The organism is Streptomyces sp. NPDC036815, from assembly GCF_055609205.1.
In genome coordinates, this window is record NZ_JBVJPW010000005.1 from 149,839 (window position 1) to 170,711 (window position 20,873).

The following is a 20,873-nucleotide window of genomic DNA, read 5'->3' on the forward strand; positions in this document are numbered from 1 at the left end:
CATCGACCGAGTTCCAATGATCGACCGAGTTGGCCGTGTGATCGTCAGCAGACAGGAGAACCTCTCGTGACCGTCGTCGGGCCCTTCGGGCTGAGCGTGCGGGACCAGGCTCTCGAAGCCGATGTCCAGGCGGGGTTGGCGGCCGTCGAGGAGGGACTGCTCGAGGCCACCAAGAGCGAAGTGCCCTTCATCACCGAGGCCGCCCAGCACCTCGTCCGTGCCGGGGGCAAGCGGTTCCGCCCGCTGCTCGTGATGCTCGCCGCCCAGTTCGGCGACCCCTACGCGCCGGGCATCGTGCCCTCCGCCGTGGTCGTGGAGCTGACGCACCTCGCGACGCTGTACCACGACGACGTGATGGACGACGCCGAGGTGCGCCGCGGCGTCGAGAGCGCCAACCAGCGCTGGGGCAACTCCGTCGCGGTCCTGACCGGCGACTTCCTCTTCGCCCGTGCCTCCTACATCCTGGCTGACCTCGGCCCGGAGGCGGTCCGCATCCAGGCGGAGGCCTTCGAACGCCTGGTCACCGGCCAGATCCTGGAGACCGCGGGGCCGTCCGAGGGGCGCGACCCGGTCGACCACTACCTCGACGTGCTGCGCGGCAAGACCGGCTCGCTGGTCGCCGTGGCCTGCCGGTTCGGCGCGATGATGTCGGGCGCCGACGAGTCCGCCGTGAACGTCCTCACGCAATACGGCGAGCGGCTCGGCGTCGCCTTCCAGCTCGCCGACGACGTCCTCGACATCGCCTCCGACTCGCACGAGTCCGGCAAGACGCCGGGCACGGACCTGCGCGAGGGCATCCCCACGCTGCCCGTGCTGCGGCTGCGCGAGCGGGCGGCGCGGCTCGGCCTCGCCGAGGACATCGCCCTGTGCGAGCTGCTCGACTCCGACCTCACCGACGACGCGCGGCACGCCGAGGCGCTGACCCGGCTGCGGGCGCACCCCGCCCTGGAGCACGCCCGCCGGGACACCGTCAGCTACGCGGAGAGCGCCCGGGCGGCCCTCGGCCCGCTGCCGGACGGCGACGCCAAGGCATCCCTCATGGAGCTCTGCGACCTGGTGGTGCACCGGGCCGGCTGAGGCTCCCGGTGCGCCGCTACGGCCATGTGACGTGCGTCACATGGCCGTTTTCGCTGTCCCGTCGACGGTGTCCCCTGCGGGTCGACAGGGGCGCATCCCCTACTGGACGGGGGAGGAACGGCCGCTCCGTCTCATCCCAGGGCAGTACACGGAGTTGCGCCCGGGGTCTGACGCTTCTGGTCGGCCGATTTGGTCGGATGGATCCCAGAGAGAACCACCACTCCTGACCAATTCGGGTGAGAATGGCGGCACAGGGTGGACGAGGGCACGTACAGGGAAGGCCGCCGCCGACCACGGAGGTAAGGCAGACAATGGCACCGTACGAACCGGAGAAGGACACCAGCGAGACCGGGGAACTGCGCGCGGGACGCCGCAAGGCGGCGCGCTACGCGGTCCCGATCGCGGTGGCGGGGGTGGCGGCGGCGACCATCGGGCTCGTCCCGGCCCTCGCCACCTCGGGCGACCCGGACCTGCCGAAGGTCACCGCACAGGAGCTCATCGAGAAGATCGCCGCGTCGGACACGCAGCAGCTGTCCGGCAACGTCAAGATCAGCACCGACCTGGGCCTGCCGTCGATCGGCGGCATGGCGGGCGGCTTCGCGGGCGGCGGCGGTGCGGACCGCGGCGGGGACGACGGCGGCAAGGGCTCGGCGGCCGACCCCAAGAGCAAGCTGATGGAGCTGGCGTCCGGCACGCACACGCTGCGCGTCGCGGCCGACGGCCCCGACCGGCAGAAGGTCTCCGTCCTGGAGGACGCCGCCGAGTACAGCATGATCCACAACGGCGACGACGTGTGGGCGTACGACAGCGCGTCGAACGAGGCATACCACGCGAAGGGCGAAGGCGCCTCTTCGGAGAAGCCCGGCAAGGGCATGCCGAAGGAGCTCCCCTCCACCCCGAAGGAATTCGCCGAGCAGGCCCTGAAGGCCGTCGACGACACCACGTCGGTGAAGGTCGACGGCACCGCGCAGGTCGCGGGCCGCGACGCGTACCGCCTGGTGATCCAGCCGAAGGCGTCCGGCTCGACGGTCGGCCGCATCACGGTCGCCGTCGACGAGAAGACCGGCACGCCGCTCAAGTTCACCCTGACCCCGGCCTCCGGCGGCGCGGCCGTCGTCGACGCGGGCTTCACGAAGGTGGACTTCGGCAAGCCGTCCGCGGACACGTTCGACTTCGCGCCGCCCAAGGGCACGAAGGTCACCGAGGCCGACGAGCACGCCGCGCCGGGCCGGGACGTCAAGGACAAGGGCGGCAAGCGGTTCCGCGAGGGCGACCTCAACGAACCGAGGATCATCGGCACGGGCTGGGGCTCCGTGGCCGAGCTGAAGCTGCCGGGCGGCCAGGGCCTGCCGACGGCCGGCTCGGGCGACGTCCCGCCGGACGCGCAGAAGCTGCTCGACTCGCTGGGCGACCAGGTCAACGGCGAGTTCGGCTCCGGCACGGTCTTCTCGACCCGCCTGATCAACGCCCTCGTCACCGACGACGGCAAGGTCTACGTGGGCGCGGTCACCAAGGACGCGCTGGTGAAGGCGGCGAACGAGGCGCACTAGGCGAACGAGGCGCACTGGCGGAGTGCGCACGGCGTGCGGACGCGGCGGATGGGAGGTGCCGACAGCGACAGGGCGCCTTCCATCCGCCGCGTCGGGCGACGGCGACGACGGGGACGACGACGGGAGGGCAACGTGCCGGGCAGCAGCGGCAGTTCGGCGAGGGCGGCCTCCGCCACGGTGGGGGACGCCACGGCGGGGGACGCCTCGGTGGCACACGTCATCGAGACGCACGCGCTCACCAAGCGGTACGGAAAACACCTCGCCGTCGACCGGCTCGACCTCACCGTCCCCGAAGGCAGCGTCTTCGGGTTCCTCGGGCCGAACGGCTCGGGCAAGACGACCACGATCCGCATGCTGATGGGCCTCATCGAGCCGACCTCCGGACGCGCCGAGGTCCTGGGCCGCCCCATGCCGCGCGCCACCCGCACGGTGCTCCCGCACGTGGGCGCGCTGATCGAGGGCCCCGCCCTCTACGGCTTCCTCTCCGGCCGCGACAACCTGCTGCGGTACGACTCCGCCGACCCGAACGCCGATCCGCGGACCCGCGGGGCGCGGGCCGACGCGGCCCTGGACCGGGTCGGGCTCACCGCGGCCGCCGGCAAGAAGGCGAAGGCGTACTCCCTCGGCATGAAGCAGCGGCTCGGGCTCGCCGCCGCCCTGCTCCAGCCGCGCAGGCTCCTCGTCCTGGACGAACCGACGAACGGCCTCGACCCGCAGGGCATGCGCGAGATCCGCACGCTGGTGCGGGAGCTGGCGGCCGAGGGCACGACGGTCTTCCTCTCCTCGCACATCCTCGACGAGATCGAGCAGGTCTGCACCCACGCGGCCGTGATGAACCGGGGCCGCCTGATCACCCAGGGCCCGGTCGCCGACCTCGCGGCGGGCGCGCGCGGCAGGCTCGTCGTGACGACACCGGACCCGGGCGACGCCGCCCGCGTCCTCAAGGAGCAGGGCGTGACGGATCTCGTCGTGACGGAGGACCGCGTGACGGGCGAACCGCCCGGCCAGGACCCGGCCGGGCCGGACGTGGACCTGGCCGAGCTGAACGCCGCACTGGTCGGGGCGGGCGTCCGCGTCCGCGGCTTCGGGCTCGAACGGGCCTCCCTGGAGGACGCGTTCGTGGCGCTGACGGGGGAGGGCTTCGATGTCGCGGGCTGAGGTCACGGACGTGTCAGGACCGGCGGCGGAGCCCAGCGCGCGGGAACCGCGGTGGAGCTGGACTCTCGGCCTCCTCCGCAGCGAGCTCGCGATCACCTTCCGCCGCTGGCGGACCCTCGCGCTGCTCGCGGTGCTCGCCGCCGTGCCGGTCCTCGTCGGCATCGCCGTAAAGATCGAGACCAGTGACGGTTCCACGATCGGCGGAGGCGGCGACGAGGGCGGGCCCGCCTTCATCGCGCAGATCACCAACAACGGCCTGTTCCTGGTCTTCACGGCGCTCGCCGCGACGCTGCCGTTCTTCCTGCCGATGGCGATCGGCGTCATCGCCGGTGACGCCGTCGCGGGCGAGGCGAGCGCGGGCACCCTGCGCTATCTCCTCGTGGCGCCCGCGGGGCGCACCCGGCTGCTCCTCGCCAAGTACGCGACGACGCTGACGTTCTGCCTGGTCGCGACCCTCGTCGTCGCCACGTCCGCGCTCGCGACGGGCGCGCTGCTCTTCCCGCTCGGCGATGTCACCACGATCTCGGGTACCCGGATGGGCTTCGGCGAGGGGCTGTTGCGGGCCCTGCTGATCGCGCTCGTCGTCGCCGTGTCACTGATCGGCGTCGCGGCGCTCGGCCTGTTCGTGTCGACGCTCACCAGCAGCGGCATCGCGGCGATGGCGACGACCGTCGGCCTGCTGATCACGGTCCAGATCCTCGACCAGATCCCGCAGCTGCACGCCCTCCACCCGTACTTCTTCTCGCACTACTGGCTCTCCTTCGCCGACCTGATGCGCGAGCCCGTGTACTGGACCGACATCGTCAAGAACCTGCAGATGCAGGGCCTGTACGCGGCCGTGTTCGGCTCGGCGGCGTGGGCGCGGTTCGGGGCGAAGGACATCATGGCGTAGGGCTCGGCTGTCATACGGGTTCTCAGCAGCCGTACGGGCTCTCACTTGTCGTACGGGCCCTCACTTGTCGTACGGGTACCGGGCCAGGGGCGGCTCCTGGGCGAAGAACGTTTTGGCGCGGGTCAGGGCCTCGGTGTCCTCGAGGACCTGGCCGGGGCGGGTGCCGTTGCCGAACAGGACGCCGCCGAAGCGCATCGGGAAGAACGCGGCGGTGTTGCGCAACGTGCCGACCAGCGGGTCCGCCACCTCCTCCTCGCGGTGCGCGAGCGCGGTCACGCCCCACAGGGTGCGGTCCTTCAGCGTCTCCTTGAAGGAGATCTCCGGCGTCTCCAGCCACGCGTCCCAGTAGTCGAGGTAGCGCTTGACGGTGGCGGAGAGCGAATACCAGTACAGGGGCGACGCGATGACGATGTCCGTGGCTTCCAGGGTGGCGTCCAGGAGCACCGCTTCGTTGGTGCCGACGGGGCGGGGGCGGGCCCGCTCGCGGGTCCCGTCGTGGCGCGCGTCCTCGAAGTCGGGCAGCGGCAGTTCGGCGAGATCGACCCAGCGCTGCCCGACGTCCGGGGGAAGTTGCTCGGCGGCCTTGCGGGTCAGGAGCTCGGTGTTGCCCTCGGGACGGGCGCTGCCGAGAACGAAGAGGAACGAGCGGGTCATGGGATCCCCCTGGGGTTGCCTGCGCATGCCTGCGGCGATTACTTGCACGCGCACTATATGCACGCGCAAGCAATGCCGTCCAGGGGGATTACGCGGCCCCTGCTACGAGGAGAGCCCCCACACCGCGTACGCGATCGCGTCACTGTTGCGGTCGAGCGCGGTCGCGTCGATGTTCGACTCCTTGTCGCACGCGGAGTGGTAGCACTTGTCGAACGCCTCGCCGGCCGTACCGCCCCACTTCTGCGCCTGCTCCGCCGACTTGGTGGTCTCGGCGCCGGAGAAGACGCCGCCGACCGGCACGCCCGCCTGCTGGAACGGCGCGTGGTCGGAGCGGCCGTCGCCCTCGTCGTCCGGCTCGGTGGTGACGTTCAGGCCCGCGTAGTAGTCCTTGAAGGTCTTCTCGATCGTGGGGTCGTCGTCGTAGACGAAGTAACCGGCGTTCGGGGAGCTGATCATGTCGAAGTTCAGATAGCCGCTGATCTTCGAACGGTCGTCGCCCGCCAGGCTGTCGACGTAGTGCGAGGAGCCGACCAGGCCGATCTCCTCGGCGCCCCACCAGGCGAACCGCAGGTGCTTGCTCGGCTGGTACTTCTCGCGGGCGACGGTGAGCGCGGTCTCCAGGATGGCCGCGGAGCCGGAGCCGTTGTCGTTGATCCCGGGCCCTTCGGTGACGCTGTCGAGGTGGGCGCCCGCCATGACGACCTTGCCCTCGTCGCCGCCCGGCCAGTCGGCGATCAGGTTGTAGCCGGTCTTGCCGCCCGCCGTGAACTCCTGGACGGAGGTGGTGAATCCGGCGGCGTCGAGCTTGCCCTTCAGGTGGTCGATGGAGGCCTTGTAGCCGGCGCTGCCGTGCGCGCGGTTGCCTCCGTTGGCGTCCGCGACGGCCTGGAGGTCGGCGAGGTGGGCCTTGACGTTGGCGACGGATATGTCGGGGGCGGCGGCGGCCTCGGGGGCGGGCGCCGCGGTGGATATCGCGTTGGTGGCGAGGAGTCCGGTGACGGCCAGGACTGCGGCCGCCGCGGTACGCCCGGGAACGGAGAGTTTCATGTGGGGGGCTCCGGTTTCCGATTCTTTTGTGTATGTGTGGGGGGTGACGCACGCACTCGCACTCGAACTCGTGCGAGTGGCACACGAGTTCGGAGTTGCCTGATGGTGCGTGGGTGACACGTGTGTCGTCAAGACCGCAGAGCGGGCGCGGAGTTCCGGATAGCGTGCGCGCGCGCCGGGGACCCACGTGCCGCCCGGGTGCGTTGCACCGGCCCCGACCGCCCTAGTGGACGCAGAATTCGTTGCCTTCGGGGTCCGTCATGATCACCCACGCGCCGCCGGGCTCCTTGACATGCCGCTCCACGGCGGCGCCCAGCGCTTCGAGCCGGGCCACCTCCTCGTCGCGGTGGCCGGGCTCCGTGTGCACGTCGAGGTGCAGCCGGTTCTTGCCGGTCTTGGCCTCGGGCACGCGCTGGAAGAGGATGCGGCGGCCCAGTCCCGTGCCGCTCTCCTCGTCGTAGGGGTCGTCGGGGTGGCGGACGGCGATGAGGTCGCGCCAGGCGCGGCGGCCGCGGAACGTGACGGTCGCGGCCTCCGGCGCCGCGCCGAGGCCGAGCAGGCGGTCGATCAGCGAGCTGTTGTCCTCGATCTCGTACCCCAACGTGTCCGCCCAGAAGGCGGCTTGGGCGTGCGGGTCGGCGGCGTCGATGACGAGCTTCCAGTGCAGCGTGGTCATGTAACCAGTTATATCGGTTACCACACGCCGACACGCCGACACGCTCGATCCCGTGAACGGTTCCGCAGGAACAGGCGGGGCGCGGAACGTCAGACCGCGGAGCGTCAGACCGCGGTCTCCCGCTCGCCCCGGGCGGCGGCAGGCACGGGGGCCGCGTCCCGCGCGGCGTCGAGCCGTACCGCGTTGCGCCGGGCCGCGCGCAACGCGTCCCAGGTCATGAGCGAGAGCGCCAGCCACACGAGCCCGAAGCCCGCCCACCGCTCGGGCGGCATCGCCTCGTGGAAGTACAGGATCCCGAGCACGAACTGGAAGACCGGCGCGAGGTACTGCAGCAGCCCCAGGGTGGAGAGCGGCACCCGGATCGCCGCGGCCCCGAAGCAGACCAGGGGCGCGGCGGTCACCACGCCCGTGGCCGCGAGCAGCGACGCGTGCCCGGCGCCCCGCGTGCCGAACACGATGTCGCCCTGCGCGGCGAGCCACACCAGATAGCCGAGGGCGGGCAGGAACTGCACGGCGGTCTCGGCGGCGAGCGACTCCAGGCCGCCGAGGTTGACCTTCTTCTTCACCAGGCCGTACGTCGCGAAGGTGAAGGCGAGGCTGAGCGAGATCCACGGCGGCCTGCCGTACCCGAGGGCGAGCACGAGCACGGCCGCGACCCCGACGCCGACCGCCGTCCACTGCACGGGGCGCAGCCGCTCGCCGAGCAGCAGGACGCCCATGGCGATGGTGACCAGCGGGTTGATGAAGTAGCCGAGCGAGGCCTCCACGACGTGCCCGGAGTTCACGGACCAGATGTAGATGCCCCAGTTGACGGTGATGACCGCCGCGGCGACCACCACCAGGCCGAGCCTGCGCGGCTGGCGCAGCAATTCGCGCGCCCAGCCCCAGCGCCGGATGCAGAGCAGCGCGAGGCCGACCACGACGAGGGACCAGACCATCCGGTGGGCGAGGATCTCGGCGGCCCCGGCCGGTTTGAGGAGCGGCCAGAAGAGCGGGATGAGCCCCCACATCCCGTAGGCGGCGAAGCCGTTCAGCAGCCCACTGCGCTGCCCACTCCCGGACGTCCCGGCTGCTCCGCTCTCCACGGCCCCTCCTAGGTGCACGGCAGCGCCACGCTGCTTCCCAGAAGGTAGCGCCGAGCACGGTCACCTGTCATGCCTGTCTCAGAGAAACACTCATGACACATGCCCCGCCGCACATGAGCCCGCACCGGCGGACGATCCAGCCCGTCCGGCGCTTGAGGACGAGCCCGCAGGGCGACAGACCGAGCCGAAGCCCCCGCCGAGCCCCCCCCGGCAAGGGGTCAGCCCCTCAGCGCCGCCGACACCGCGTCAGCGATCCTCGTCGTCGGCCGCCCGATCAGCCGCCCCAGCTCCCCACTCGTCCCCGCAAGGCGCCCCCGCCCGATCCCCGCGTCGACGTCGACGAGGAGCGCCGCCATGGGCTCCGGCACTCCCGCCCCGGTCAGCACGGCCAGGTGCTGCTCGGACGGGACGTTCACGTATGAGATGTCCTTGCCGCTGCGCGCCGCGACCTCCGCGGCGTACTCCGCGAAGCTCCACGCGACGTCGCCGCTCAGCTCGTAGACCTTGCCCTCGTGGCCCTCGCCGGTCAGGACCGCGACGGCGGCCGCGGCGTAGTCGGCGCGCGAGGCGGAGGCGACCCGGCCCTCGCCCGCGGAGGCGATGACGGCGCCGTGCTCCAGGACCGGGGCGAGGTGCTCGGTGTAGTTCTCGTGGTACCAGCCGTTGCGCAGGAAGGTGTACGGCAGGCCGGAGTCGAGGATCAGCCGCTCGGTCACCTTGTGCTCGGCCGCCAGCTCGAAGTCGGCGTCCGGGGCGCCGAGGATGCTCGTGTACGCGAGGAGCGCGACGCCCGCCTCGCGCGCCGCGTCGACGACCGCGCGGTGCTGCGGCACGCGGCGCCCGACCTCGCTGCCGGAGATCATCAGGACGCGGTCGCCCGCGGCGAAGGCGCTGCGCAGGGTCTCGGGCGCGCTGTAGTCGGCGATGCGCAGCTCGATGCCGCGCTCGGCGAGGTCGGCGGCCCGCTCCTTGTTGCGGACGACGGCGGCGATCTCCCCGGCCGGGACGCGGGCGGCGAGCAGCCCCTCGATGACGAGGCGGCCCAGGTTTCCGGTGGCTCCGGTGACGACGATGCTCATGGGTGCAATCTCCGTTTTGAATCGTTAGGACTCGTTACGACTGGTCTGCCACCCACCCTAGGGATAGCGCTAACTTTCCGTAAGTACCCACTTTGAAGTAAGGTACTGGCATGGACGTAAGCGACTGGACCGTGCGCGAGGAGATGTGCCCGCACCGCCTCGTTCTGGAGCACGTCACGAGCCGCTGGGGCGTCCTCGTCCTGATCGCCCTGGAGGAGCGCTCGTACCGGTTCAGCGAGCTGCGCCGTCACATCGGCCGCGTCAGCGAGAAGATGCTGGCCCAGACCCTGCAGATCCTGGAGCGCGACGGCCTGGTGCACCGCGACGCCAAGCCGGTCATCCCGCCCCGCGTCGACTACTCCCTCACGGAGCTCGGCCGCGAGGCCGCGGCGCAGGTGAAGGCCCTCGCGACGTGGACGGAGCGGCGCATGGACGACGTGCTGAAGGCGCGCGCGGAGTACGACGAAGCCCGGCCCTGAGAGATCAGGACCGGGCTTCGGTGAGGCGTGGCCGGACTAGCCGACGACCGTCCAGGTGTCCTTGCCCGCCAGGAGCGTGGCGAGGTCGCCCTTGCCGTCCCGCTCGATGGCGCTGTCGAGCTGGTCGGCCATGAGCGTGTCGTAGACCGGGCGTTCGACGTTGCGCAGGACGCCGATCGGGGTGTGGTGCAGGGTGTCCGGGTCGGCGAGCCGGGACAGCGCGAAGGCCGTGGTCGGCGACGTGGCGTGCGCGTCGTGGACCAGGACGTCGGCCTCGTTCTCCGGCGTGACGGCGACGACCTTGAGGTCACCGGTCACCGCGTCGCGTACGACACCCTTCGATCCCCCGGTGCCGAAGCGGATCGGCTGCCCGTGCTCCAGGCGGATCACCGCCTCCTCGGCCTGCTGCTTGTCCTTGAGCACCTCGAAGGCGCCGTCGTTGAAGATGTTGCAGTTCTGGTAGATCTCCACCAGCGCGGTGCCGGGGTGGGCGGCGGCCTCGCGGAGCACCGAGGTGAGGTGCTTGCGGTCCGAGTCCACGGTCCGCGCCACGAAGGACGCCTCCGCGCCGATGGCCAGCGAGACCGGATTGAAGGGCGCGTCCAGGGAGCCCATCGGCGTCGACTTGGTGATCTTGCCGACCTCGGAGGTCGGGGAGTACTGGCCCTTCGTAAGGCCGTAGATCCGGTTGTTGAAGAGCAGGATCTTCAGGTTCACGTTGCGGCGCAGGGCGTGGATGAGGTGGTTGCCGCCGATGGACAGCGCGTCGCCGTCACCGGTGACCACCCAGACGCTCAGGTCCCGCCGCGAGGAGGCGAGTCCGGTGGCGATGGCCGGGGCGCGGCCGTGGATGGAGTGCATCCCGTACGTGTTCATGTAGTACGGGAAGCGGGAGGAGCAGCCGATGCCCGAGACGAAGACCACGTTCTCCTTCGCCAGGCCCAGCTCGGGCATGAAGCCCTGCACGGCGGCCAGTACGGCGTAGTCACCGCAGCCGGGACACCAGCGCACCTCCTGGTCGGACTTGAAGTCCTTCATGGACTGCTGGGCGTCGGCCTTGGGCACCAGGGAAAGCGCTTCGATCGTGCCCCCGGTCCCCTCCGGCCCGGCCGTCTGAGTGTCAGCCATCGATGGCCTCCTTGAGAGCCGTGGCGAGCTGCTCGGCCTTGAACGGCATTCCGTTGACCTGGTTGTACGAGACGGCGTCCACCAGATACCTCGCACGGACCAGCGTGGCGAGCTGACCGAGGTTCATCTCGGGGATCACCACCTTGTCGTAACGCGCGAGGACCTCGCCCAGGTTCCGCGGGAACGGGTTGAGGTGGCGCAGATGGGCCTGCGCGATGGACTCGCCCGCGGCGCGCAGCCGGCGGACCGCCGCGGTGATCGGCCCGTACGTCGAACCCCAGCCGAGGACGAGGGTGTCGGCGTCCCCGCCCGCGTCGTCGACCTCCACGTCGGGCACCTCGATGCCGTCGACCTTGGCCTGCCGGGTGCGGACCATGAAGTCGTGGTTGGCCGGGTCGTAGGAGATGTTGCCCGTGCCGTCCTGCTTCTCGATGCCGCCGATGCGGTGTTCGAGGCCCGGCGTGCCCGGGATCGCCCAGGGGCGGGCCAGGGTCTGCGGATCGCGCTTGTAGGGCCAGAAGGTCTCGGTGCCGTCGGCCTCGGTGTGGTTGGGCCCGGAGGCGAACTGCACGCGCAGGTCGGGCAGTTCGTCGACCTCGGGGATGCGCCAGGGCTCCGAGCCGTTGGCCAGGTAGCCGTCGGACAGCAGGAAGACCGGCGTCCGGTACGTCACCGCGATCCGGGCCGCCTCCAGCGCCGCGTCGAAACAGTCCGCAGGCGTCTTCGGCGCCACGATCGGCACCGGAGCCTCGCCGTTGCGCCCGTACATCGCCTGCAGCAGGTCGGCCTGCTCGGTCTTGGTCGGCAGGCCCGTGCTCGGCCCGCCGCGCTGGATGTCGACGATCAGCAGCGGCAGTTCGAGGCTGACCGCGAGCCCGATGGTCTCCGACTTGAGCGCCACACCGGGCCCCGAGGTCGTCGTCACCGCGAGGGAACCGCCGAACGCGGCGCCCAGTGCCGCCCCGATGCCCGCGATCTCGTCCTCGGCCTGGAAGGTGCGGACGCCGAAGTTCTTGTGCCGGGACAGCTCGTGCAGGATGTCCGAGGCCGGTGTGATCGGGTAACTGCCCAGGTACAGCGGCAGATCCGCCTGGCGGCCCGCCGCGATCAGGCCGTACGACAGGGCCAGGTTGCCGGAGATGTTGCGGTAGGTGCCGGTCGCGAACGCCTGGGCGGCCGGGGCCACTTCGTAGGAGACCGCGAAGTCCTCGGTGGTCTCGCCGAAGTTCCAGCCCGCGTGGAACGCCGCGATGTTGGCCTCGGCGATCTCCGGGCGCTTGGCGAACTTGGTCCGCAGGAACTTCTCGGTGCCCTCGGTCGGCCGGTGGTACATCCACGAGAGCAGGCCGAGCGCGAACATGTTCTTCGAGCGGCCCGCGTCCTTGCGGGAGAGGTCGAAGTCCTTGAGCGCCTCCACCGTCAGCGTGGTCAGCGGCACGGGGTGGACGCTGTAGCCGTCCAGGGAGCCGTCCTCGAGGGGCGAGGTGGCGTAACCGACCTTCTGCATCGCGCGCTTGGAGAACTCGTCGGTGTTGACGATGACCTCCGCGCCGCGCGGCACGTCGCCGATGTTCGCCTTCAGGGCCGCCGGGTTCATCGCCACCAGGACGTTCGGCGCGTCGCCCGGGGTCAGGATGTCGTGGTCGGCGAAGTGCAGCTGGAAGGAGGAGACCCCCGGCAGCGTGCCGGCCGGGGCGCGGATCTCCGCGGGGAAGTTCGGCAGCGTCGACAGGTCGTTGCCGAAGGACGCCGTCTCCGAGGTGAACCGGTCACCCGTGAGCTGCATCCCGTCACCGGAGTCACCCGCGAAACGGATGATCACCCGGTCCAGACGGCGCACATCTTTGTCACCTGCAGGCTTGCGTTGGCCTCCGACGACTGCCCCGTCGGCCTGCTCGGCTTGGCTACTGACCTGGCTGGTCACTGAACTGGACCTCCCTCGAGGCGACTGAGCGGAATCGCCGGGACGACCGGCGCTCCCAAGGTCCACCCTACGTCCGTAAGGGGTGCCTTCCTGGGGTTGTTCGCATGGTGGAAGCACTTCTGAGACGCCGTGTTGCACTCATTTGCCATGGTTTGCCTCGCCCCCGGTCCTCCTTGGAAGACGCTCCCCGCTCATCCTTTGGTTCTAGGACCCGCCGCCCGTCGGCCCCCCGGCGGTGGTGACGCTCCGTGGTCGTCCCTGCTCCCGCTGTCGCGCCCCCGGGCCCGGAAGTCATCTGACAGGGTGTCAGCTATTTATGAGTTGAGGTAGGTGAGGACCGCAAGCACGCGTCGGTGATCCCCGTCACTCGGGGACAGCCCGAGCTTCAGGAAGATGTTGCTCACGTGCTTCTCGACGGCGCCGTCGCTCACCACGAGCTGCCGGGCCACCGCCGAGTTGGTCCGTCCCTCGGCCATCAGCCCGAGTACCTCGCGTTCGCGCGGTGTAAGCCCCGCGAGCACGTCCTGCTTGCGGCTGCGGCCGAGCAGCTGCGCCACGACCTCCGGGTCGAGCGCCGTGCCGCCCTCCGCGACCCGCACGACCGCGTCGACGAACTCCCGCACCTCGGCGACCCGGTCCTTGAGCAGATAGCCCACGCCCCGGCTCGACCCGGCGAGGAGTTCGGTCGCGTACTGCTCCTCGACGTACTGCGAAAGGACCAGGACCCCGAGCCCCGGGTGCTGGTGGCGCAGATACACCGCGGCGCGTACGCCCTCGTCGGTGTGGGTCGGCGGCATCCGCACGTCGGCCACCACCACGTCCGGCAGCTCGTTCCGCGCGGCGAGGTCGGTGATCGTCTTGATCAGCGCGTCGGCGTCCCCCACTCCCGCCACCACATCGTGCCCGCGGTCGGTCAGCAGCCGGGTCAGGCCCTCCCGAAGCAGCACTGAATCCTCGGCGATGACGACCCGCACTTTGTCCTCCACTTTTTGGCCCCCCGGCACTTTTTTCGGCCCCCCGGCGTGCTTGTCCGCCCCGCGTCGGCCCGGCGACCGTGTCGCCCGCCGAACACTCGGCACCCCAGTATCGCGCGATCCGGGGCGGCTCACCGGACCGGTCGCCAGGTTGGCCGCGGGACCGGTCACCCGGGCCTGGTCGCCGGCCGGTCCGCCCGCGCGTGCGCCGCCCCCGGCTCGGCCTGCGAACCGGGGGCGGCGCACCGGCAACGGTGCAGGTCGGCGTGGGTCAGGCCTTGCGCCACGGCAGTTCGGCGGTGACCGAGGTCGGGCCGCCCGGCGGCGAATCGACCACCAGGATCCCGTCGACGGCGCCGAGGCGCTCCGCGAGACCCGCGAGGCCCGAGCCCGCCGAGACGTCCGCGCCGCCCGTCCCGTCGTCGGTGACCTGGAGCATCAGCCGGTCCTCGGCCCGCCAGACGTCGACGCCCGCGGACCGGGCGCCGCTGTGCTTGCTGATGTTCTGCAGGAGTTCGGAGACCGTGAAGTACGCGATGCCCTCGATGGCGGCCGCCGGGCGGCTCGACAGGTCCACCTCCACCTGGACCGGGACCGTGCAGCGGGCGGCGAGCGCGGAGAGCGCGGCGTCCAGACCGCGGTCGGTCAGGACGGCCGGGTGGATGCCGCGGGCCAGGTCGCGCAGCTCCTGGAGGGCGACCTTCACCTCGCCGTGCGCCTCGTCCACCATCCGCGCCGCCGCCTCCGGGTCCTCGGTGAGCTTCTCCTTGGCCAGGCCCAGATCCATGGCGAGGGCGACGAGGCGGGCCTGCGCGCCGTCGTGCAGATCGCGTTCGATGCGGCGCAGGTCGGCGGCCGCGGTGTCCACGACGACGCCGCGGTCCGACTCCAGCTCGACGACGCGGCTGGCGAGCCGCGAGGGGCCGAGCAGCCCGAACACCATCACGCGGTCCACCGTCGTCAGGGCCCGCAGGATCCACGGCGTGGCGAGCGTGACGAGCAGGCCGGTCGCCGCGGTGACGCCGATCTCGAAGGGGTTGTCGAGGTAGATGTGGTGGCCGTCGTCGCCGTAGAGCTGGATGCCGTCCTGACCGCCGTACATCGGGAAGAGCCAGAACCACAGCGGGTACGTGAGCATCATCCAGCCGTACGACCAGAAGACCACCGCCACGGTGAACGAGAAGATCGACCACGGCAGCATCAGCAGCGAGTACAGCAGGTGCCGCCAGGAAGCGCCGCTCTTGAGGACGGCACCCATGAGCGCCATCGGACCGCCGCCCTTGGGGCGCAGCGGCTCCGGCGGCGCGACCTCCAGGCCGAGCAGCCCGCGCGCCCGCGTCCGCTCCAGGGCGCCGATGCCCCGGCAGCCGGCGAGACCGGCCGCGAGCACCGGGATGCCGATGAAGGTGATCAGCAGGCCCGCGCCGAGCGAGAGCGCCACGACCGCGAAGACGAAGGACGTGATGCCGATCGGCAGGTTCAGCATCGTGTAGGCGAACTCCCGCCAGGTGCGGGCCTCCACCGGGGCGCGCAGCCCGGCGGGCAGGCGGCGGCGCCGCTCCCCGACGTCGCGTCCCCGGAAATCCGGCCGGTCCATGTGCGCGTACCCCTGTCCGTACTCCGTGGCCATCGCTGCCGTCCGTTTCTGCCTCCGCGGCCGGGCTGACGCCCGGCCGCCGTCTGTGTGCCGTGGTTCCAGACTCGCCGTCGCGGCGGCCGCGGACCATGGAGCACGTCGGCCTCTTCGCCCGGGGGTTTTCCCCACCCCCTGGGACCCTCGGGCCCCGCCTCAGACCTGGCGCGCGCCGTCCGCCGGGCGGTCGCGCCACGGCAGCTCCGCCGTGACCGTCGTGGGGCCGCCCTCCGGCGAGTCGATCACGAAGAGCCCGTCGACCGCGCCGAGCCGGTCCGCGAGCCCCGCCATGCCCGTACCGCCGTCGAGTCGCGCCCCGCCGCGCCCGTCGTCCCGCACCTGGATGAGCAGCCGGTCGTCGGCCCGCCAGACGTCGACGCTCGCGGACTTGGCGCCGCTGTGCTTGCTGATGTTCTGCAGGAGTTCGGAGACCGTGAAGTACGCGATGCCCTCGATGGCGGCCGCGGGGCGCGCCGGCAGGTCGGCGGTGACCTTCACCGGGACCGTGCAGCGCGAGGAGACCGAGGAGAGCGCGGCGTTCAGGCCGCGGTCGGTGAGGACGGCGGGGTGGATGCCGCGGGCCAGGTCGCGCAGCTCCTGCAGCGCCAGCTTCACCTCGCCGTGCGCCTCGTCCACCATCGAGGCCGCGGCGTCGGGGTCCTCAAGGAGCTTCTCCTTGGCGAGGCCGAGGCCCATCGCGAGGGCGACGAGGCGGGCCTGCGCGCCGTCGTGCAGATCGCGCTCGATGCGGCGCAGATCGGCGGCGGCGGTGTCCACGACCACCCCGCGGTCGGACTCCAGTTCGGCGATCCGCCGCTCCAACTCGTCGGAGGGCGAGAGCAGTCCGCGCACCATCGCCCGGTCGGCGTCGGCGAGGAGGCGCGCGATGAAGGGCAGCACCGGCCAGAGCACGAAGAGCCCGGTCGACATGACGGCGAAGGTGAGCACGCCCCAGGGCAGCCGGACGAAGCAGTACAGCATCGTGCGCCAGCCCACCGGGTCCTTCAGGCCCGCCCACACCCGGCCGAGGATCCCCTGCCCCCGGTACCCCGGCAGCGGACTCGGCTCGTCCACCCGCACGCCGAGCAGCTTCCTGGCCCGCCCCCGCTCGACCCTGCCGAGGACGCGCGCGCCGAGCAGCCCCGCCGCGAGCAGCGGCAGACCGATCACCGTCACCGTCAGGCCGATGCCCAGGGCGAACACGACCACCGCGTAGACGAAGCCGATGATTCCCGCCGGGAGGTTCACCAGAAGGTGGGCGATCTCCTTCCAGGTGTGCCGGTCGTACGCGAATCGCGCGGGTGGCGGCCGGTCGTCGTGCTGGGGCATGGTGCGTGCGGTCATACGCGCCAGAGTGCCCGGCCCGCCGCCTCGGCGCCATGAGGGCGGCCGCCCGGGGGCCCGGGGGATAACCCCACCCCGCGGTCCGGAGCGTGCCGCCCCGCCCGGACCGGAGGCGGCCGCCGTGCGCCGCCGCACGCTGTCCGAAAGCGTGACGCCGTGCCCTGACGGATGCGTGACGCTCTGCTTACCGAACCTTTAGCAGGCCCTAGACTCCCGTGCGTACAGATCGTCGAACGGGTCAGGTCAAGGACGGCCAGGTCGAGGACGGTCAGGTCGAGGACGGTCAGGGAGTGAGGGGCTGACGTGCACGTGACGAACGTCGCGGCGAGCTACTACCAGTCGTACTCCGTCGTCGGACTGCTCGCCCTCGTGGGCGTGCTGTTCGTCGCCGTGGCCTTCGGCGCGGGGCGGCTGCTCCGCCCGGTGGTGCCCACCCCGGAGAAACTCCTGACGTACGAGTGCGGCGTCGACCCGGTCGGCGAAGGCTGGGCCCACACCCAGGTCCGTTACTACGTCTACGCGTTCCTCTACGTGATCTTCGCCGTCGACTCGATCTTCCTCTTCCCCTGGGCGACGGTCTTCGCCGCGCCCGGCTACGGCGCGACGACGCTCGTGGAGATGTTCATCTTCCTCGGCTTCCTCGCCGTGGGCCTGCTGTACGCATACAAGAAGGGCGTCCTGACGTGGACGTGACCCCGGACACCAACGGGCGGCCCGTGCCGCTCCCCGAGCCGAAGCGGCTGGGTGCGCTCGCCCGCCTCGCCCCCGAACCGATGAAGGTGGTCCTCAACTGGGGCCGCCGGTACTCGCTCTGGGTCTTCAACTTCGGCCTCGCCTGCTGCGCCATCGAGTTCATCGCCGCCTCCATGGCGCGCCACGACTTCATCCGGCTCGGCGTCATCCCGTTCGCGCCGGGGCCGCGCCAGGCCGACCTGATGGTCGTCTCCGGCACGGTCACGGACAAGATGGCACCCGCCGTGAAGCGGCTGTACGAGCAGATGCCCGAGCCGAAGTACGTCATCTCGTTCGGCGCCTGCTCCAACTGCGGCGGCCCGTACTGGGACTCGTACTCGGTGACCAAGGGCGTCGACCAGATCATCCCCGTCGACGTGTACGTCCCCGGCTGCCCGCCCCGCCCGGAAGCCCTCCTCCAGGGCATCCTCAAGCTCCAGGAGAAGATCGCGCGCGAGTCGCTGGGGGAGCGGTACGGGAACGGGGCGCGGCCGTCGACGGCCGCCCTGCGGAGCGGGTTGGTGCAGCCGCCCGCCCTGGCGCCGGGGGCGACGGCCGAGAAGGAGGGGGACCGGTGACCGGCTGGCTGCCGAGCCCCGTGGAGGAGCTCTTCGGCGCGGAGGCGACGGCCGGGGAGTCGTACGACGTCCTCACCGTCGACGTCCCGCCCGCCTCGTGGATCACCGCTCTCGAAACCGCCCGCACCACGCTGGCCTGCACGTACTTCGACTGGCTGAGCGCGGTCGACGAACCGGGCACGGGCTTTCGGATCTGCGCCCACCTCGTGGCCCTCTCCCCGGTACGCCGCCTCCTGCTCCGTACGACGGTCGCGCACGAGGCCCCGGTGCTGGCCTCCGCGGTCGACGTCTACGCGGGCGCCGCCTGGCACGAGCGCGAGACGCACGAGATGTTCGGCGTGACGTTCGAGGGGCACCCCGGCCTGACGCCGCTGCTCCTCCCCGAGAACTTCGAGGGTCACCCCCTGCGCAAGGACTTCGTGCTGGCGGCCCGCGTGGCGAAGGCCTGGCCCGGCGCCAAGGAGCCGGGGGAGTCCGAGCACGGCGGACCCAAGCGCCGCCAGATGCTGCCGCCCGGGGTGCCCGACCCCAACGAGTGGGGCCCGCTGAAGGGCCGGCTCCCCGCGGCTCCGGCCCGGCCCGCGCGGGGCGCGGGTCGCGCGGGGGCATCGGCATCGGCCTCGGCGGCGGCGTCCGGTGAACGCCCGGCCCGGCGTACGCGGACGGCCGGTCAGGGCTCGGCGAGCCAGACGGCCGGTCAGGGCTCGGCGAGTCAGACGGCGCCTGCGGAGGTGCGTCCGGCGGGGGCGAGTCCGGCGGAGGCGCGTCCTGCCGGGGCGAGTCCCGAGGGGGCGAGTCCTGCGGAGGTGCAGGCACCGGAGGCACCGGCGTCGGCGCGTCCGCCGAGGCGTTCGCGCAGCGTGAGCCAGGGGTCGGCGTCGCAGCGGGCGTCGACTCCGTCGGGGGAGCCGTCGCCTGAGGCGGAGTCAGGGGCGGAGTCAGGGGCTGCGCCCGCGGTGAAGCCGGGGCCGACTCCGGAGCCGACGCCTGAGCCGTCGAATCCGGAGCCGACGGCAGGGCCGGGGCCGGGGCAGGAGCCCGCGGTCGAGCCCAAGGCCACGCCGCCGAAGGCGCCCCGCAGCTCCGACGCCCCCTGGCACCACGCCCGCCCGGCGTTCGACGACGCCCCCGAACAGCGGGCCCCCGCGCCCGCCGAGCAGCCGGACCCGGCCGAGAACCCCGCCCCGCCCGAGAACCCCACCCCGCCCGTGAACCCCCGAGATGGCGAACGCCGAGGAGGCACCGAGTGAACGACGCCCTCGACGTCGCCCTGCGCCTCGTCATCGTCTTCGCGGTGTTCCTGGTCCTGCCCCTCGTCATCGGTCAGACCGAGCACAAGGTGATGGCCCACATGCAGGGCCGCCTCGGCCCCATGCACGCGGGCGGCTTCCACGGCTGGGCCCAACTCGTCGCCGACGGCGTCAAGTTCGCGCAGAAGGAGGACATCGTCCCGGCCGAGGCCGACCGCCGCGTCTTCCAACTGGCCCCCGCGATCGCCCTCCTGCCCTACCTCCTCGTCCTCATCGCCATCCCGATCGGCCCGGACGAGGGCGCGGTCGGCGAGGTCGTCGACGCGGGCATCTTCTTCGTGCTCGCGGTGATGGGCGTCGGCGTCCTCGGCTCGCTCATGGCGGGCTGGGCCAGCGCCAACAAGTTCTCCCTCCTCGGCGGCCTGCGCACCGCCGCCCAGCTCCTCGCGTACGAACTCCCGATGCTGCTCGCCGCCGCCTCGGTCGCGATGGCCTCGGGCACGGTCTCGCTGCCCGGCATCGTCGACGCCTTCGAGTGGTGGTGGCTGCCCTGGCAGATCGTCGGCGCGCTCGTGTTCTTCATCGCGGGCCTCGCCGAACTGCAGCGCCCGCCGTTCGACATGCCGGTCGCCGACTCCGAGATCATCTTCGGCGCCTACACCGAGTACACGGGCCTGCGCTTCGCCCTCTTCCTCCTCGCCGAGTACGCCGGGATCGTCGTCCTGTGCGGCCTGACCACCGTCCTGTTCCTGGGCGGCTGGCACGGGCCGTGGGGCGCCGACGGCCTCGGCTGGGTCTGGACCCTGCTCAAGACGGCCGTCCTGGCCTTCGTGGTCATCTGGCTGCGCGTGTCCTACCCCCGTCTCCGCGAGGACCAGCTCCAGAAGCTCTCCTGGACCCTCCTCGTCCCGCTCGCCCTCGCGCAGATCGCGCTCACCGGAATCGTGAAGGTGGCGATCAACTGATGCCTCCGATCCCTGGGTCAGGCCTCGCCAAGGGCCTCGCCGTCACCCTCCGCACGATGACGAGGAAGACCGTCACCGAGCAGTACCCGGAGCACCAGCCCGAGCTCCCGCCCCGCACCCGCGGCGTCATCGGCCTCTTCGAGGAGAACTGCACGGTCTGCATGCTGTGCGCCCGCGAGTGCCCGGACTGGTGCATCTACATCGACTCCCACAAGGAGACGGTCCCGCCCGCCGCCCCGGGCGGCCGCGAGCGCAGCCGCAACGTCCTCGACCGCTTCGCCATCGACTTCGCCCTCTGCATGTACTGCGGCATCTGCATCGAGGTCTGCCCCTTCGACGCGCTCTTCTGGTCACCGGAGTTCGAGTACGCCGAGACCGACATCCACGAACTCACCCACGAGCGCGACAAACTCCGCGAGTGGATGTGGACGGTCCCGGCCCCGCCCGCTCTGGACCCCGGCGCCGAGGACCCCAAGGAACTCGTCGCAGCCCGCAAGTCCGCGGAGAAACTGGCCGCCGCCCAAGAGACGCCCGACCCCGGGCCGGAGGGGGACGCGTGACGCTCGCAGCAGCCGCCACGACGGCGGCGCAGGCCGCTACGTCAGCGGCGCAGGCCGCCACGACGACAGGGCAGGCCACCGCGGCCAA

At 71.6% G+C, this 20,873-nt stretch carries 20 protein-coding genes; 10 read left to right on the plus strand and 10 right to left on the minus strand.

Annotation, left to right across the window (positions count from 1 at the left end; translation table 11 throughout):
- The first annotated feature begins 66 nt into the window (after positions 1-66).
- The 4 genes from ACZ69I_RS13715 to ACZ69I_RS13730 all read left to right on the plus strand — a co-directional run bounded on the left by ACZ69I_RS13715 (position 67) and on the right by ACZ69I_RS13730 (position 4,677).
- Positions 67-1,077, plus strand: coding sequence for a polyprenyl synthetase family protein (locus ACZ69I_RS13715; RefSeq protein WP_470832242.1), 1,011 nt, complete (start codon positions 67-69; stop codon positions 1,075-1,077).
- A gap of 311 nt (positions 1,078-1,388) precedes the next feature.
- Positions 1,389-2,627, plus strand: a complete 1,239-nt coding sequence (locus tag ACZ69I_RS13720; protein WP_470832244.1) for a LolA family protein — start codon at positions 1,389-1,391, stop codon at positions 2,625-2,627.
- Positions 2,628-2,804: 177 nt separating this feature from the next.
- On the plus strand, positions 2,805-3,785 hold the full coding sequence (locus tag ACZ69I_RS13725; RefSeq protein WP_470832446.1) for an ABC transporter ATP-binding protein: 981 nt from the start codon (positions 2,805-2,807) through the stop codon (positions 3,783-3,785).
- Positions 3,772-4,677, plus strand: a complete 906-nt coding sequence (locus ACZ69I_RS13730; RefSeq protein WP_467670523.1) for an ABC transporter permease — start codon at positions 3,772-3,774, stop codon at positions 4,675-4,677. Before ACZ69I_RS13725 ends, ACZ69I_RS13730 begins: the two co-directional genes overlap by 14 nt.
- Positions 4,678-4,737: 60 nt before the next feature.
- Here ACZ69I_RS13730 and ACZ69I_RS13735 read toward each other — a convergent pair whose 3' ends face one another.
- The 5 genes from ACZ69I_RS13735 to ACZ69I_RS13755 all read right to left on the minus strand — a co-directional run bounded on the left by ACZ69I_RS13735 (position 4,738) and on the right by ACZ69I_RS13755 (position 9,218).
- Positions 4,738-5,331, minus strand: coding sequence for a flavodoxin family protein (locus tag ACZ69I_RS13735; RefSeq protein WP_470832246.1), 594 nt, complete (start codon positions 5,329-5,331; stop codon positions 4,738-4,740).
- Between the two features lie 102 nt (positions 5,332-5,433).
- Positions 5,434-6,378, minus strand: a complete 945-nt coding sequence (locus tag ACZ69I_RS13740) for a M28 family metallopeptidase (RefSeq protein WP_470832248.1) — start codon at positions 6,376-6,378, stop codon at positions 5,434-5,436.
- Between the two features lie 223 nt (positions 6,379-6,601).
- Positions 6,602-7,054: a VOC family protein gene (locus ACZ69I_RS13745; protein ID WP_470832249.1), complete on the minus strand. Its 453-nt coding sequence runs from the start codon at positions 7,052-7,054 to the stop codon at positions 6,602-6,604.
- 104 nt (positions 7,055-7,158) lie between these two features.
- Entirely contained in the window at positions 7,159-8,139 is a 981-nt protein-coding gene (gene rarD / locus ACZ69I_RS13750; RefSeq protein ID WP_470832251.1) for an EamA family transporter RarD, read from the minus strand.
- A gap of 218 nt (positions 8,140-8,357) precedes the next feature.
- Complete coding sequence (locus ACZ69I_RS13755) at positions 8,358-9,218, minus strand: SDR family oxidoreductase (RefSeq protein ID WP_470832253.1); 861 nt, start codon at positions 9,216-9,218, stop codon at positions 8,358-8,360.
- A 110-nt stretch (positions 9,219-9,328) separates the two neighbouring features.
- On the opposite strand from ACZ69I_RS13755, the gene ACZ69I_RS13760 reads away from it, so the two are divergent.
- Positions 9,329-9,697 carry a winged helix-turn-helix transcriptional regulator gene (locus tag ACZ69I_RS13760; protein ID WP_467670511.1) on the plus strand — a complete coding sequence of 123 codons (369 nt, stop codon included), beginning with the start codon at positions 9,329-9,331 and terminating at the stop codon, positions 9,695-9,697.
- 36 nt (positions 9,698-9,733) lie between these two features.
- On the opposite strand, the gene ACZ69I_RS13765 is transcribed toward ACZ69I_RS13760, so the two are convergent.
- From ACZ69I_RS13765 to ACZ69I_RS13785, 5 genes are all read right to left on the minus strand, one after another.
- Positions 9,734-10,825: a 2-oxoacid:ferredoxin oxidoreductase subunit beta gene (locus ACZ69I_RS13765; protein WP_470832255.1), complete on the minus strand. Its 1,092-nt coding sequence runs from the start codon at positions 10,823-10,825 to the stop codon at positions 9,734-9,736.
- Positions 10,818-12,749 carry a 2-oxoacid:acceptor oxidoreductase subunit alpha gene (locus ACZ69I_RS13770; protein WP_467670507.1) on the minus strand — a complete coding sequence of 644 codons (1,932 nt, stop codon included), beginning with the start codon at positions 12,747-12,749 and terminating at the stop codon, positions 10,818-10,820. The genes ACZ69I_RS13765 and ACZ69I_RS13770 overlap by 8 nt, the downstream gene beginning before the upstream one ends.
- A gap of 314 nt (positions 12,750-13,063) precedes the next feature.
- On the minus strand, positions 13,064-13,723 hold the full coding sequence (locus ACZ69I_RS13775) for a LuxR C-terminal-related transcriptional regulator (RefSeq protein ID WP_470832448.1): 660 nt from the start codon (positions 13,721-13,723) through the stop codon (positions 13,064-13,066).
- Between the two features lie 271 nt (positions 13,724-13,994).
- On the minus strand, positions 13,995-15,353 hold the full coding sequence (locus tag ACZ69I_RS13780; protein WP_470832258.1) for a sensor histidine kinase: 1,359 nt from the start codon (positions 15,351-15,353) through the stop codon (positions 13,995-13,997).
- A 159-nt stretch (positions 15,354-15,512) separates the two neighbouring features.
- Entirely contained in the window at positions 15,513-16,700 is a 1,188-nt protein-coding gene (locus ACZ69I_RS13785; protein WP_470832260.1) for a sensor histidine kinase, read from the minus strand.
- 303 nt (positions 16,701-17,003) lie between these two features.
- Between ACZ69I_RS13785 and ACZ69I_RS13790 the strand changes: the two genes are divergently transcribed.
- From ACZ69I_RS13790 to ACZ69I_RS13810, 5 genes are read left to right on the plus strand one after another with little or no spacing between them, the layout of a single operon-like run.
- A complete protein-coding gene (locus tag ACZ69I_RS13790) occupies positions 17,004-17,393 on the plus strand; it encodes an NADH-quinone oxidoreductase subunit A (RefSeq protein ID WP_030782706.1) in 390 nt (129 codons plus the stop codon).
- Positions 17,384-18,010 (plus strand): NADH-quinone oxidoreductase subunit B, encoded by a 627-nt coding sequence (locus ACZ69I_RS13795; RefSeq protein ID WP_470832261.1) that lies wholly within the window; start codon positions 17,384-17,386, stop codon positions 18,008-18,010. Before ACZ69I_RS13790 ends, ACZ69I_RS13795 begins: the two co-directional genes overlap by 10 nt.
- On the plus strand, positions 18,007-19,260 hold the full coding sequence (locus tag ACZ69I_RS13800; RefSeq protein ID WP_470832262.1) for an NADH-quinone oxidoreductase subunit C: 1,254 nt from the start codon (positions 18,007-18,009) through the stop codon (positions 19,258-19,260). Before ACZ69I_RS13795 ends, ACZ69I_RS13800 begins: the two co-directional genes overlap by 4 nt.
- Positions 19,257-20,225, plus strand: coding sequence for a complex I subunit 1/NuoH family protein (locus tag ACZ69I_RS13805; RefSeq protein ID WP_470832263.1), 969 nt, complete (start codon positions 19,257-19,259; stop codon positions 20,223-20,225). Before ACZ69I_RS13800 ends, ACZ69I_RS13805 begins: the two co-directional genes overlap by 4 nt.
- A complete protein-coding gene (locus ACZ69I_RS13810) occupies positions 20,225-20,785 on the plus strand; it encodes a NuoI/complex I 23 kDa subunit family protein (protein ID WP_470832265.1) in 561 nt (186 codons plus the stop codon). Before ACZ69I_RS13805 ends, ACZ69I_RS13810 begins: the two co-directional genes overlap by 1 nt.
- Positions 20,786-20,873: the final 88 nt, after the last annotated feature.